The 14,855-nt window shown below is 38.4% G+C and carries 13 protein-coding genes; 7 read left to right on the top strand and 6 right to left on the bottom strand.

Going from position 1 to position 14,855, the window contains the following annotated elements:
• Positions 1-136: 136 nt before the first annotated feature.
• Positions 137-643, top strand: a complete 507-nt coding sequence (locus PSF86_RS06165) for a SixA phosphatase family protein (RefSeq protein ID WP_277899182.1) — start codon at positions 137-139, stop codon at positions 641-643.
• On the opposite strand, the gene PSF86_RS06160 is transcribed toward PSF86_RS06165, so the two are convergent.
• From PSF86_RS06160 to PSF86_RS06140, 5 genes are all read right to left on the bottom strand, one after another.
• Complete coding sequence (locus tag PSF86_RS06160; protein ID WP_277899181.1) at positions 636-1,388, bottom strand: DUF6503 family protein; 753 nt, start codon at positions 1,386-1,388, stop codon at positions 636-638. The genes PSF86_RS06165 and PSF86_RS06160 overlap by 8 nt on opposite strands.
• Before the next feature lie 279 nt (positions 1,389-1,667).
• Positions 1,668-2,006, bottom strand: a complete 339-nt coding sequence (locus tag PSF86_RS06155; protein WP_277899180.1) for a DUF2853 family protein — start codon at positions 2,004-2,006, stop codon at positions 1,668-1,670.
• Between the two features lie 39 nt (positions 2,007-2,045).
• Positions 2,046-3,818 carry a 2-succinyl-5-enolpyruvyl-6-hydroxy-3-cyclohexene-1-carboxylate synthase gene (gene menD, locus PSF86_RS06150; protein ID WP_277899179.1) on the bottom strand — a complete coding sequence of 591 codons (1,773 nt, stop codon included), beginning with the start codon at positions 3,816-3,818 and terminating at the stop codon, positions 2,046-2,048.
• Between the two features lie 72 nt (positions 3,819-3,890).
• Positions 3,891-4,967 (bottom strand): isochorismate synthase, encoded by a 1,077-nt coding sequence (locus tag PSF86_RS06145; protein ID WP_277899178.1) that lies wholly within the window; start codon positions 4,965-4,967, stop codon positions 3,891-3,893.
• 2 nt (positions 4,968-4,969) lie between these two features.
• Positions 4,970-5,395, bottom strand: coding sequence for a PaaI family thioesterase (locus tag PSF86_RS06140; RefSeq protein WP_277899177.1), 426 nt, complete (start codon positions 5,393-5,395; stop codon positions 4,970-4,972).
• 37 nt (positions 5,396-5,432) lie between these two features.
• Between PSF86_RS06140 and PSF86_RS06135 the strand changes: the two genes are divergently transcribed.
• Both PSF86_RS06135 and recQ read left to right on the top strand, forming a co-directional pair.
• Entirely contained in the window at positions 5,433-5,987 is a 555-nt protein-coding gene (locus PSF86_RS06135) for a GNAT family N-acetyltransferase (RefSeq protein ID WP_277899176.1), read from the top strand.
• A gap of 95 nt (positions 5,988-6,082) precedes the next feature.
• Positions 6,083-8,191, top strand: a complete 2,109-nt coding sequence (recQ, locus tag PSF86_RS06130) for a DNA helicase RecQ (RefSeq protein ID WP_277899175.1) — start codon at positions 6,083-6,085, stop codon at positions 8,189-8,191.
• 506 nt (positions 8,192-8,697) lie between these two features.
• Here the strand turns inward: recQ and dnaK are convergent.
• Complete coding sequence (dnaK, locus tag PSF86_RS06125; protein WP_277899174.1) at positions 8,698-10,620, bottom strand: molecular chaperone DnaK; 1,923 nt, start codon at positions 10,618-10,620, stop codon at positions 8,698-8,700.
• Positions 10,621-10,852: 232 nt separating this feature from the next.
• Between dnaK and PSF86_RS06120 the strand changes: the two genes are divergently transcribed.
• The 4 genes from PSF86_RS06120 to PSF86_RS06105 all read left to right on the top strand — a co-directional run bounded on the left by PSF86_RS06120 (position 10,853) and on the right by PSF86_RS06105 (position 14,745).
• On the top strand, positions 10,853-11,419 hold the full coding sequence (locus PSF86_RS06120) for a Crp/Fnr family transcriptional regulator (protein WP_277899605.1): 567 nt from the start codon (positions 10,853-10,855) through the stop codon (positions 11,417-11,419).
• 82 nt (positions 11,420-11,501) lie between these two features.
• Positions 11,502-11,951: a DoxX family protein gene (locus PSF86_RS06115; protein WP_277899173.1), complete on the top strand. Its 450-nt coding sequence runs from the start codon at positions 11,502-11,504 to the stop codon at positions 11,949-11,951.
• 146 nt (positions 11,952-12,097) lie between these two features.
• The gene (locus PSF86_RS06110) at positions 12,098-13,522 is read left to right on the top strand and encodes an L-serine ammonia-lyase (protein WP_277899172.1); all 1,425 of its coding nucleotides are present in this window, start codon (positions 12,098-12,100) and stop codon (positions 13,520-13,522) included.
• 161 nt (positions 13,523-13,683) lie between these two features.
• Positions 13,684-14,745 carry a vWA domain-containing protein gene (locus PSF86_RS06105; RefSeq protein ID WP_277899171.1) on the top strand — a complete coding sequence of 354 codons (1,062 nt, stop codon included), beginning with the start codon at positions 13,684-13,686 and terminating at the stop codon, positions 14,743-14,745.
• Positions 14,746-14,855: the final 110 nt, after the last annotated feature.

Genomic DNA, 14,855 nt, shown 5'->3' with positions numbered 1-14,855 from the left:
CTTATTTTGAATGAATTAAACAGCATTTTTAATGTGAAATATAAAACTTGGCAAAATTACGCCTTATGTGAAGCTAAAAACATGACATTTATCATAATTTGATGGTTTAACATATCTTTATCCAAAATTTAGATGGATGAAATACATATTATTATTGCTGTGCGTGTTAAACTTTGGTTGCAAAAATGCCAATGAAGATAAACTTGCAGAAACTACAACATTATATTTTATAAGACACGCTGAAAAAAACAGGGAAAATCCCGATGAAGAAAACCCGGCACTGACCAAGAAAGGGTTGGAGAGGGCAGAAAAATGGAGCGAGATACTAAAAAACGTTCCTTTTGATGCGGTTTATTCAACCAATTACACAAGAACAAAGCAAACGGCAACACCAACAGCAAGCAAGAATGGCCTGTCAATTACCACTTACCCGCCCGAAAATCTGGATATTGAAAAAATTTATACGCAAGGCTTGCACCATGTGCTGGTTGTGGGCCATAGCAATACGGTACCAAAACTTGTAAACAAGCTGATCGGGAAAGAAACTTATACGGACATTGAAGATACCAATAACGGAAACCTTTATATAGTTACCCTTGAAGGCAAAATGGTAGTTTCGGTTAATCTACTGACCATTAATTAACGTTTGGAGCGTTTTCTACTTTTACATCCTTTAATGCTATCTTAGACAATAATTCCAGTCCACCCGCCTGAAAAAGGCTATCGAGCTGGAAGAGGCTTGCTTTTGCTGATTTTGGCTTGAAATTGTTGTAATCTACAAAATCGATCCCGTTTACGTTTCTACGGTTATACGCTTCCCTGAACCGCATTCCGCCTTCGTTTACGTGATATGAGTATGCTAAATAATCTACCTTGAAATTCTCTTTGTTGATCCAATACACAAATTTATCCTCATAATCTTTTCCGCCGCCCTCTTGGTCGAACCATACCTTGATTTTATAATAAGCAACCCCTTTTATTTCTACCGAAGGCAATAACTCCTTATTTACAGCCTTGCCGTTAAGCCCGTAAGGAAGGTATGCAAAATAATGCACCGAATTTACACTGTTTTCATATTTACTGGCGGTCGTGTCTGCTAACTGTATTTTATCCCCATTTACCAGCCTTGTAAAACCGTTATTGGTTAGAATATCTGTTATGGTCAGGGAATCCTTAGTAATTCTTTCCAATTCAAACCTACCGTTGCTCCTAAAGGATTTATATGTTTTGCCCCTAAACACAAAAGAAATTTTCTTATTGTCCAATTTGTTCATTCCCGAAGCTTCAATAGACCTATTTATAATTGCCGAGGCATCTTCTTTTCTACTACAGGAAACATTGGCAATGCACAAAACTATAATCGCGGTTAACAGTGCTACTTTTTTCATTTTAAATAAAGGGTATTTAGATTGGACATATTATAGGACTCAGGCTATAAAACAAACCTACAAAATATTCTGTTGGCGCGATCCAGAAAAATTAATAACATTCAAGCGGGCTTTTCTGATCGGGTTAAGAATACATATGCCCCATTGTTGACTTTGACAAACAAAAAAAGGCATTAAAAAAATGCCTTTAGGAACTATATCACTTAAAATCAATCAATTAAAACAGTTTTTTGCTCGGGTGATTTTAAATGACAACACGAATGTAAAACCATTAATGGCCTAATAAACCGATTCTTTTTTGAAATGTTTTACCAATAAATAATACACAACAGCCCTGTATTTATTTCTGTTGGATTTTCCATATTTTTCCAAGACGGCATCAATTGCCTTATCAAGACCATCGGATTCTGAAAGGCCCAGTTTCTTGATCAAAAAATTATTTTTAACCGTTTCAACTTCTTTTGGGTCGGTTCCCGAAACCGTGGAAGCATCATCATTATAAACAGCAGGACCCAAGCCCACGACTACTTTGGTAAGCAAATCTTTATCTGCGGTTACACCACATTTTTCTTTTAGGTCCGCGGCATATTTAGCAACTAATTCGTCTCTTTTACTCATGATTTAATTTTTTTATATAATTAATGATGCTTAAAAATATTAATTTTTGCTCAAAAAAGTAAAATAATTGAGTAAAATTTCATCATTCATTTTCCTTGGGGTAAAAATTTCCAACAAACATGGCTTAGACGATTTTTTATATAAGTGCTTTATACTGGATTCCAAATCGGTTTCGCAGTCAACAGACTTATATTCAAATCCATATGTACTGCAAAGTCCTTTTGCATTTAGATTGTGCGTGGTTTCAAAATAATTATCAAAATTTTCTGAATTTTTATCGCCTGGCAGAATCCTAAAAATGCCCCCACCCCCATTATTTATAACAATTATTCTAAAGTCTGGCCTTATATAATTGTTCCAAAGTGCATTAGAATCGTAAAAAAAGCTTAAGTCCCCGGTAATCAATATGGTTGGGTTGTTTGTTGCTGAAGCTGCCCCGACCGCCGTGCTCGAACTTCCGTCAATTCCGCTGGTGCCACGGTTACAGAATACCTGCAACTTCTCGTGAAGCTGAAATAATTGCGCATAACGAATGGTAGAACTGTTGCTTAATTGAAGTTGGTAATTTTCTGGAATGGTTTTTAACACGCGTTCGTATACCTTAAAATCAGAAAATGGTATCTGTGTAATATATTCTTTGTGGGCATTGCTCCTTTTTGCCTTTATTTTTAACCATTTGGTCTGAAAGTCGCTTTTAACAGGTGTTACTTCCTTTAAAAAATCCTGAAAAAATAAATTTGGGGTGGTCTTAAAATGCCTTTCCAAACAGTAATATGTATTGTATGCCTTTTTTGCATCGATATGCCAATGGTGCTTTGGCCGATACTTTCTAAGAAAGGCCTTTATTTTTTTTGAAACTACCATCCCGCCAAAAGTAAGCAGCACTTCCGGTTGCAATTCCCTGAAGAACTCATGGGCATTTTCCAGTTTTTCAATTGGAGCTATAATTTTGTCTATGTTGGGGAAAAAATTGGAGTGGTGTAAATTGGACGTAGTTTCGGTAAATACCAATACCGATGGATCTTGGGCCAATTGCTCCAAAAATACTTTCTCGACACAATCTGGCGCATTTACACCAACCAAAATCATTTTCCTTTGTGCTTTGTTCCATATGTCTACGTAAGGATTTAAAACTTCAGCAGAAAGTTTTTCCCTTTTTATTTTGGGCATATTATTTTCTGGAAACACAAACTGCGTCCCGGTTTTATGGTACAAAGGCTCTTCAAAAGGAATATTTAAATGGACCGGCCCACTTTCTTCAAAAGCAATATTCAACGCCTTGTTGATTTCTTCTTCGTTTTCTTTTTGTATTGCCTGCTGAAGTTTAACAGGGCCAATCTGTGCCTCCATTAAAGGTTTGTTCTTCCCATCGCCAGAAATTGCCATATCTTCTTCACGTAAATCCTGTTTTAAATTTGCTGAATACAAAATATGCCTTTCGTATACATTGTCTTGACGGATGGTTTGCCCGTCGCCAATATCTATTTTGTAAGAAGGCCTGTCGGCCGATAATACCACCAACGGAATATCGCTATAAAACGCTTCGGAAATTGCCGGATAATAATTCAACAATGCAGAGCCCGATGTGCACAACACCGCAGTCGGTTTTTTTAGTTGCTGGGCGATTCCCAGTGCAAAAAAAGCGGCGCTTCTTTCATCTACAATACTGTATGTTTTAAAATATGGGTCCTCTGTAAAACTTATGGTAAGCGGGGCGTTTCTACTGCCCGGAGAAATAATGATATGTTCAATTCCTTTGGCTTTGCACAAGGCCGAAACGGTCTGTGCTAAAGGTATGCTAGAATACTTCATTAAAATAAACTAAGGTGATTTTATATACACAAAAATACTCAATTATGTGTGCTCCGCATTAAAAAGAAGGATTTATTTCAACAAGGCGTCGAGCATAGTCCGGGATTTATTTTCGGTTTCCAGCCATTCCAATTGAGCATCAGAGTCTTTGGTAATCCCCCCGCCAACATATATAATTAATTTCCCTTCTGTATATTGCATGCACCTTAAGTTTACAAAAAGGGATGTTATTTTTTTGGTATCTTCTTTAAAATTCAGTTCTCCTAAAAACCCCGTATAATAAGCCCTGTTGTAGCCTTCTTCCTTCAAAATAAAATCTTTTGCCAACTCGGTTGGGAGTCCGCAAACGGCCGGCGTTGGGTGCAAACAAGCAACAATATCCCCAATATTACCGGTATTGGCTTTGCCACGTATATCTGTTTTTAAATGCAGCAATGGCCCCGCTTTTATCGTTTTTACTTCGGATACTTCTATTTTAGGACAGATTTTTTTCAAATTTTCAAGAATAGATTCAGTAACCAGCTCCTGTTCTGTTTTTTCCTTATCACCCCACTCAACGTCCATTTTCCCATTATATTTTTGAGTACCTGCCAATGCCATGGTTTTAAACGCCCTGTCTTCAGCAACCAATAGTACCTCGGGTGTGGCGCCAAGCCAGAGCCCTATTTCGGGATGATACCAAACATAACAAAAAGCATTTGGATATTTTTGCACAAGCTTTTTAAAAACCAAAATAAAATTAAAAGTAGGGAGTTCTATTTCTTTGGTACGCGATAAAACCACCTTTTGCAAGGCCGTTTGCTTAATGGTGGAAACTGCATTTTCTACCAGAGCCATGTGTTTTTTTTCTTTTAAACTTTCTTTCTTCAACAAAACACCGTCCAATTGTTGTTCCTCATTGGAGAAATTATGCCCGCATTCCATCGCTTGGGAATTTTCCCTTGGAATAAGTATGCTTTTTTCGCTATTGCTAAAAGGTACAAAAACAAACCCCTCCTTTGTGTATTTTTCAGTATAAAATACATCATTGGTTAATTGCAATAACCCGCTTATTTTATTAATGTTTGGCTTATTATATATTACAAATGGCTTTTGCTCTTTATGTTGCTTTTTTATTTTATCAAAAAATGCTTCGGAAGCTAACTTCATCTCTATTTTTCTTTTGGTAAAGCAATGGTGGTAAGTTTTGAAACCGATACCAGATTTCCGTCTTTATCGGTAATCTTGATTTCCCATAACTGCGTGGTCCTTCCCTTATGAATAATTGTTGCCTTGGCAAAAACTTCGCCTTCGCGAATACTTTTTACATGATTTGCAGAAATTTCTATGCCCCTGACAAAAAACTCGGAAGTATTTAAAAAAATGTACGATGCGGCACTGCCAACACTTTCGGCCAATGCCACCATTGCCCCTCCGTGCAGCACCCCATCTGGTTGGTGAACCTTGGGCGTAACCGGCATTTTGGCAATTAAATAGTCTTCGCCAAGCTCGGTATACTCAATGTTAAGCGTTTCCATGAGCGTCTTTTTGCACCGCTCTGTAATGATTGATAAAATTTTTTCTTTATCAGCATTCATATCTCTACTTTTGAAACGTAAAAATACAACAACCGCAATGAATATACCGACCCTTGAAAACGAAATTGTAAAACTTTCCCCGCTTACCATGGAGAATTACAAAAATTTATATGCCATTTCTTCAGAAAAAGATTTATTACAATATTCCCCTTCAAACATTTCCACATTGCAGGCCCTTATTGAATATGTACAGACCGCCATCGATCTTGCCAGAAAAAACGAAGCCGTTCCATTTATAATTCTTGACAAAAGGACGGACCGCTATGCCGGAAGCACCCGCTACATGAACATAGACTGGGAAAATAAAGTGTTGCACATTGGTGCCACATGGATTGGACGTGACTTTCACGGGAATGGCTTGAATACGGCAATGAAGCAATTAATGCTGGACTATGCCTTTTTTAAGATGAATTTTGAAAAGGTGGAATTTAGGATAGACGAAAGAAACATTCGTTCCAGAAAAGCAGTTGAAAAACTCGGTGCAAAACTAGAAGGCATTTTGCGTAAAAATGTTTACTTAATCAATGGTTTTAAACGTAATACCTGTTGCTACGGAATATTAAAAGAAGAATGGATTAAGAAAAGTAACTAAATTATTGCTTTCTAATTCTTACAAATAGTCTTTTTAAGGAATTCTTTTGCATTCGTACTTTAAGGATTGTCCGGTATTGCTTTTCTTTGTAGCCTATGACAAATGAAGCTACTGTTTACAAATCGTTAAAAGATTTTTTTGGTTATGATACTTTTAGGCCACTTCAAAAAGAAATCATTAATACTGTTCTAAAAGGGGAAGATTGCCTGGTAATTATGCCAACCGGTGGCGGTAAATCCATTTGTTATCAACTTCCCGCTATTTTAATGGACGGGGTAACCATTGTAATTTCCCCGTTGATTGCCTTAATGAAAGATCAAGTGGACGGACTGAACATAAACGGTATTTCGGCCCGCTATTTCAATAGCAGTCAGACCCCCGAAGAGCAACACGATATTTATGCACAATTAGAAACTAATAAAATAAAGTTGCTGTATGTTGCGCCAGAAAGCTTATCGCTACTTGAAAACATCTTTAACAAGATAAAAGTTTCGCTGTTTGCCGTAGACGAAGCCCATTGCATCTCGGCATGGGGACACGATTTTAGGCCTGCATATACACAATTGGGGCACTTAAAAAACCGCTTCTCTTCTACCCCCGTTATAGCCTTGACCGCCACTGCCGACAAGGCCACGCGTGAAGATATTTTAGAACAGCTCAATATTCCGAAAGCAAAAAAGTTTGTGGCATCTTTCGACCGGAAAAACCTAAGTTTAGAAGTACGTCCGGGAAACAAACGGATGGAACAAATTGTGAATTTTATAAAAACCAAGCCCAACCAAAGCGGGATTATATATTGCCTTAGCAGAAAAACCACCGAAACCATTGCCAATAAACTACAAAAAGCAGGCTTTAATGCCGAAGCATACCATGCAGGCTTACAACATGCGCAACGGTCTAAAATTCAAGAAGGCTTTATTAATGACACCGTAGCGATTGTTTGTGCCACCATTGCCTTTGGCATGGGTATTGACAAATCGAACGTTCGTTGGGTAATACACTACAACCTGCCCAAAAATATAGAAGGTTATTATCAAGAAATAGGTCGTGCCGGAAGGGATGGACTTCCATCTAAAACGCTTCTTTTTCATAGTTATGCCGATGTGGTACAGTTGCAAAATTTTGCAAATACCAGTGGCAATCAAGAAGTTCAGCTTGCCAAGCTGGAACGTATGAAACAATATGCCGATGCCCTTTCCTGCCGCCGGAAAATCCTGTTGAGTTATTTTGGCGAATTTTTAGAGGAAGATTGCGGAAATTGCGATGTATGCAAAAACCCGCCACAATTTTTTGATGCAACCATACTTACCCAAAAAGCATTGTCGTGCGTTGCCCGCCTCAAGGAGCTGGAAAGCATCGGACCTGTAATTGATGTATTGAGGGGCTCGCATAACCAACATGTGCTGGAAAAAGATTACCAGCACGTTAAAACCTATGGAATTGGCAACAATATCTCATGGCGGGACTGGCAACATTACATTGTACAAATGGTAAACCTTGGGTACCTTGAGATTGCATTCCATGAGCACAATGCACTAAAATTAACCCCAAGTGCCAAAAAAGTATTATTCGAAGCGCAAAAAGTGGCGCTTACAAAACCTACCGATAAAATTACTGCCAGCAATGAAACCAGTACCAATCAAACTACCAAAAACAGTTTGTTTGAACGTTTACGGAAGTTGCGGTTGGAAATTGCAAGAGAAGAAGATATTCCTGCCTATTTAATTTTTAATGATGCCACTTTAAAAGAAATTGAAAAAGAACGCCCTCTTACAGATGAAGAATTTATGCAAATTAGCGGGGTTGGCAAACGCAAACTGGAAAATTACGGATATCAGTTTATTAAAGAAATAATAGCTTTCAATAAAGAGAAAACAAAGAAAAAAGAGCAAAAAAAGGGAAATACCCACCTTAAAACCCTTGAATTGTACCAAGAAGGCTTTTCTATAGAAGAAATTGCCCAAAAAAGGTCGTTAAGCACAACCACCATTTACTCGCACCTTATTACCCTATACGAACAGGGAAAAGATATAAATCTTATAAAATACATCAATAAAGCAGACCTCAAGGCCATAGAAAAAGCAAAAAAGGTATTGAAAAATCCCGAGCAACTAAAACCATATTACGAATATTTTGAGGAGGCCATAGATTATTGGACCATCCGTGTTTGCCTAACCCTACTTAAAGACAAAGAGAACGTTTAATAAACCGTATTGGCTGCTAAATAAAAAATAATTGTAAATCCCTTAAGCAACCTTTCCACATATTTATCATCATAGTATTGCAATGATAAATTATATAGACATGGATTCAGGACATTTTTTAATTCTGATTGGAAAATTAGCTGCTGTTTTAGGAATTGTAATATGGTTGATCAAAGAGATTGGTATTTTCATGCTTAAAAAAAGTAATAAATAACCCGTTCTCCCCTAAACCTAATGTATTTCATTTTGTTATTTTTGTAAGATTTGTATTACACAAAATTGATGTAGTCACTTTTTTCAATTATTTATGAGGGTTTATATACTTTTACCCCGAAAATATTTAAATGTCGAAAAGGTGATTGAAGTTCTTATTCCAATTGGATTGTACGCCACAATACTAGGTGTATTTGTGTGGCTGGTTGCTCAAATAGGAAGAATCTATTTGAAATAAAAAAATCCCGGGCTAAAACCCGGGATTTTTTTATTTATTGAATTTGTATCAGTGCTTACTTCACTTCTTCGAAGTCTACATCCTGTACATCTTCGCCTTCTTTGGCATCGCCTCCGGCATTTGCGTTTCCTTGGGCATCGCCACCTGGAGCCGCACCACCGTTTTGCTGGGCTTCGGCCTGTGCTTTGTACATTTCTTCTGAAGCTACTTTCCAAGCCTCGTTAATTTTGTCCAAAGCAGGTTGAATGGTGTCTACTTCTTTAGATTCGTATGCTTTCTTCAATTCTTCCAAAGCATCTTCAATAGGCTTTTTCTTATCTGCCGATAATTTATCGCCAAACTCTTTCAACTGTTTTTCAGTTTGGAAGATCATGGCATCGGCTTCGTTAAGCTTATCTACTTTCTCTTTGGCTTTTTTGTCGGCATCGGCATTGGCTTCTGCTTCTTTCTTCATTTTATCGATTTCTTCTTCGGTTAAACCTGAAGAAGCCTCGATACGGATATTTTGTTCTTTATTGGTTCCTTTATCCTTAGCAGAAACATTTATAATCCCATTTGCGTCAATATCGAAGGTTACTTCAATTTGAGGCACCCCTCTTGGTGCTGGCGGAATTCCGTCAAGGTGAAAACGTCCAATGGTTTTATTGTCTGTGGCCATTGGTCTCTCTCCCTGAAGTACGTGTATTTCTACAGAAGGCTGATTGTCTGCGGCTGTAGAGAACACTTGCGATTTTTTTGAAGGAATGGTTGTATTGGCCTCGATTAACTTGGTCATTACACCGCCCATGGTCTCGATTCCCAAAGAAAGCGGGGTTACATCTAGCAACAATACATCTTTAACGTCCCCGGTTAGTACACCACCTTGAATAGCGGCCCCAACGGCAACTACTTCGTCTGGGTTAACTCCTTTGGACGGTTTTTTGCCAAAGAATTTTTCTACTGCTTCTTGTACGGTAGGGATTCTTGTAGACCCACCTACCAAAATTACTTCATCAATATCGCTTTTTGAAAGTCCAGCACTTTTCAATGCTTTTTCGCAAGGTTTGATGGTTTTTTCTACCAAGTCGGCTATTAATTGTTCAAATTTAGACCTGCTCAATGTTTTCACCAAGTGTTTTGGTCCGCTTGCGGTAGCGGTAACATATGGTAAATTGATTTCGGTTTGATTTGCAGATGACAATTCAATTTTAGCCTTTTCGGCAGCTTCTTTTAATCGTTGCAATGCAATAGAATCTTTCCTTAAGTCTATATCTTCATCGGCTTTAAATTCTTCGGCCAACCAATCTATAATTTTTTCATCAACATCATCACCGCCCAAATGGGTATCGCCATCGGTTGCCAATACTTCAAAAACGCCGTCTCCCAGCTCAAGGATGGAAACGTCGTGCGTACCACCACCAAAATCGAAAACCACTATTTTCTGGTCTTCTCCTTTTTTGTCCAGCCCGTAAGCCAATGCAGCCGCGGTAGGCTCATTAATAATTCTTTCTACCTTTAAGCCTGCAATTTCACCGGCTTCCTTGGTTGCCTGACGTTGCGAATCGTTAAAATATGCTGGTACGGTAATAACCGCTTGCGTTACATCCTGACCCAAATAATCTTCGGCGGTTTTCTTCATTTTTTGAAGGATCATTGCCGATAATTCCTGTGGTGTATACAAACGTCCGTCTATGTCCACACGTGGTGTGTCGTTATCTCCTTTGGTTACTTTATAAGGTACTCTGTCTGCTTCTCTTTGAGACTCCGAGAATTTGTTCCCCATAAAACGTTTAATCGAATAAATAGTTTTATTTGGGTTGGTCACGGCTTGACGTTTGGCCGGGTCGCCAACTTTAATCTCGCCGCCTTCAACAAAAGCAATTACAGAGGGAGTCGTTCTTTTTCCTTCGGCATTAGGTATAACTACTGGCTCGTTCCCTTCCATTACGGAAACACAAGAGTTGGTTGTACCTAAGTCAATTCCAATAATTTTACTCATGTTTATGTTTTTATAGTGTTTGAAAAATCTTTTTTAATTCGGTTTGTAAAAGTCAATCTTTATGCCATGCCTAAAAAAATGACAAACTGTCATAAACAAAATGAACCACGCCAAGGCCCCGTGTAAACATTGCCCATGGAACGCACGTATGCTGACACCAATTGTTTTTATACTAATTTTGTTATCGATAAACATCCATATGGTATTAAGTTGAACCCTATAAAAAATGGCCTTGGAAGAAATTAGAAAACAGTTTGAAAAAAACGTTTCCATTACCGATGCAGATTGGCAGCTATTTGCCTCGAAATTAAAGCGGATGGAATACCCCAAAAAGTCCGTTATTTTAAAAAAGGGGAATATAGAAACCTCTCTTTCTTTTATTGAAAAAGGTATTGTGCGCTTCTATATACCAAAAATAGACAACGACCTTACCTTTAGTTTTTCATTTGCGAATTCGTTTGTAAGTGCATACGATTCTTTTTTAACGCAGACCCTTTCCACTTACAATGTGGAAACCATTACAGCAACGGTTCTCTGGCGGTTAACGTACAATGACCTTCAGGAAATATACCAAACAACACAAATTGGAAATACCATTGGCAGGATTGCAGGTGAAGACTTGTTTCTGAAAAAATCCAAACGGGAAATTTCACTGTTGAAAAATACTGCGGAAGAAAGGTATTTAAGTCTTTTTTTAGACAGGCCGGAATTAATTAAACAGATTCCGCTAAAATATATTGCATCGTATATTGGAATTACCCCACAAGCTTTAAGTCGGATAAGAAAGCGTATTTCTTAACTTGGGTTCATTGTGAAAAGCGTGGAAAGATTGGAACTTTGCAGAAACCTTTTTTGAAAAATTCATCTTAAAAAAACAATCAATGAAACCGCTAATTGTACTCATAGGCTCTTTTTTGTTTTCCGCTTTACTACTTAAATTAATACATCGGCATATCGATTATAAATTGGCTGCACGAATTGCAATGACCCTTATGCTGGTTTTTACCGCAATCGGCCATTTTGCTTTTGGCAAGGGCATGCAACAAATGTTGCCTGATTTTATTCCGTACAGGTTTGAAATTGTAATATTAACAGGCATTATGGAAATATGCTTGGCAATCGGACTGTTATTTCCCCAATATAGAATTATCGTTGGCTGGATGTTAATAGCTTTTTTTGTTCTGGTTTTGCCGGCCAATATCTATGCGGCCCTAAACCATATAAATTACCAAACCGGGGAATACAATGGAAACGGACTAACTTATCTTTGGTTTAGGGTTCCATTACAGCTATTCTTTATTGTATGGGTTTATTTTTCCAGTTTAAGGTAGGGTTAAACTACTGGAAATTACTTTTGACATTTTTTTAAGGTAACCTTCATTTAAATTTAATATTAACCAATCAACAACTTTAAACATTTATACTTTTAACTTCGGTAACAAAATGTATATTTGCCATCGCTAAAACGTTTTCGTTCATGGAGTGCATAAGTGTTTTTGATATGCTTAAAATTGGCGTGGGCCCTTCCAGTTCTCATACTTTAGGACCATGGAGAGCCGCCGAAAGATGGATTGCGGAGCTAAAGGAAATGGGACATTTTAAACAAGTGTCTGCAATTACCGTTCATGTATACGGCTCGCTTTCCCTAACCGGAAAAGGGCATGCTACCGACTTGGCCATCCTTTTGGGCCTTTCGGGTGCCGATCCTGAATACATCCCTATTGAGGACATTAATGGTATTGTTGCAAAAATTAAAAGTGAAGGCAGTTTAAGTTTTAACAATGAAAAGATTTTACCTTTTAATTATAAGGAAAACATTGTTTTTCACCGGGAATTTCTTCCTTTCCATGCAAACGGGCTCACTTTTGAAGCAAGACTGAGTTCTGGAAAAACGATTACAGAAACCTATTATTCCATTGGCGGTGGTTTTGTGGTCAAAGAAGAATTAATCCATGCCAAGGAAAATCTCAAGACCCTTAAAACATTTCCCTTTCCCACCCAAAAAGGAACAGAATTACTTGTGTATTGCCAACAGGAAAATGCCAATATTTCTGATATTGTTTTGGAAAACGAGCGGTCGCTCAGGACAGATATTGAAATAGACCGGGAACTATTGCGTATTTGGAATACCATGCTGGAATGCATGCATACGGGTTGCCATACGGAAGGTAACCTTCCCGGCGGGCTCAATGTACGCCGACGCGCATACGACACCCACCAGCGCTTAATGGGCAATGTACCCTATTCATCGCCTCAGGAATGGTTGGAAGCTATAAGAAAAACCGAAGTTAAATTCAGGCAAATTCTTAAATGGGTAAGTTGTTTTGCCATTGCCGTTAACGAAGTAAATGCTTCGCTAGGCAGGGTTGTAACGGCTCCAACCAATGGAAGTGCCGGGGTTATTCCTGCTGTTTTAATGTATTACCTGGTTATTGAAAACCATAACGCAGGATTTAATGAGATAAAAAAATTCCTTTTGGTTGCCGGGGAAATAGGGAGCATCTTTAAAAAAGGAGCCACCATTTCGGCTGCCATGGGCGGGTGTCAGGCAGAAATTGGCGTTTCCTCGGCAATGGCCGCGGGAGCCTTAACAGAATTATTGGGAGGAACCCCCGAACAAGTGCTCATGGCCGCAGAAATTGCCATGGAACACCATTTGGGATTGACCTGCGACCCCATTGGCGGACTCGTGCAGGTACCGTGCATTGAACGCAATTCCATGGGTGCCATAAAAGCAATTAATGCTGCCGAACTGGCACTGGATACCGACCCAAAAAATGCCAAGGTACCATTAGACAAAGTAGTAAATACCATGTGGGAGACTGCCAAAGACATGAACTCGAAATATAAAGAAACCTCCGAGGGCGGTCTGGCCGTTGGCGTGCATTTAAGCGATTGCTGATTGTATATCGGGAATTGATAGGAAAATGCATTTATTTTAATCCCCCTATCTCTTTAATAAAGTGGCCAAAATCCTAACAAAAAGCTAAAACATTTGGTATTGTAATATAATTTTAATCCTTTTGAAACGTTTATCCCAATAACAATAAAAAGATAACATTTATGAAATTATTTAAAACTATATTGAGTGTTTTATGTATTGTAACCATGTTTACTGCTTGTGGTTCTTCTGATGACGATTTTGCTTCCGGTCCGGATGTAGATGATTGCCTCGGGCTTGGAGACCCACAGCTAAAACTGTCTATTCAAGATACTTATACTACACTTCCCGGTAAGGTTTCGGTATTTTTTAAGGTGAATACACTTGAAGGCGAACCGGTATCAAACTTAACGGCAAACAATTTTAGCATCTACGAAAAAGGACGAAACGATAATTGCTACAAGCCTATATCGCCTTCCGAATCAAACGGGAGGATTTCCCCTAATTCGCAAATATTCAATACAAATACGCTTCTTGTACTCGATTTAAGTAACAGTGTATTAAGTTCCAGTTTAGAAGAATTAAAAACTGCATCGGTTAGTTTTGTTGAAGAAGTAATGCCCGCTACTCCTGATGAAAAATTTAAAATGGCCATTTATTGGTTCGACGGAAGCGATGAACTGCACGAATTAAACGCATTAACATCAGACCGTGCAGCGTTAACGACCGCAATCGACAGCATAACAAGCGACATAAGTCAAGACCCATCTACCGATTTGTACGGTGCGGTTATAAAATCTACCGATATAGCAACGGGAATACTCCAGGAAAACGAAGAACTTGATATCTTGGCAGCATCATCTGTAGTTGTTTTTACCGATGGAACCGATCAAGCTGCCCGTTATAGCGAAAGCGATGCCATTAATAAAGTAAAAAATGCCGACGAGAATATTTCTTTTTTCACCATTGGCCTTGGTAATGAAATCGACGAGAATGTCCTGACTCAAATTGGTAAAACCGGAAGTGCATTTGCCAGCAACAAAGAAGAGCTGGAAGATACTTTTCAGGATATCTCTGAAAATGTTGCAGGACAAGCCAATAGTTATTACCTATTTGAATACTGTAGTCCGAAACGAGACGGAAGCGGTGTTAACCAGCTGGTTATCCAAGCCAAGCGCGGTGAAGAGCAAGGCGCCATCCAAACAGAGTTTGACGCTACCGGGTTTACCGGAGGATGTAAATAAAACTTATTATTTAACGTGAGTTCGATATAAAAAAAGTAAAGTTTTCCCATACAAAAAGCAGAAAATTTAGTAAATTAAAGTACTGATTTTTAATTATTTAACTAAACTTT

This window comes from Galbibacter pacificus (genome assembly GCF_029603165.1).
GTDB lineage: Bacteria > Bacteroidota > Bacteroidia > Flavobacteriales > Flavobacteriaceae > Galbibacter > Galbibacter pacificus.
This window is presented reverse-complemented; position numbering and strand designations above follow the sequence as displayed.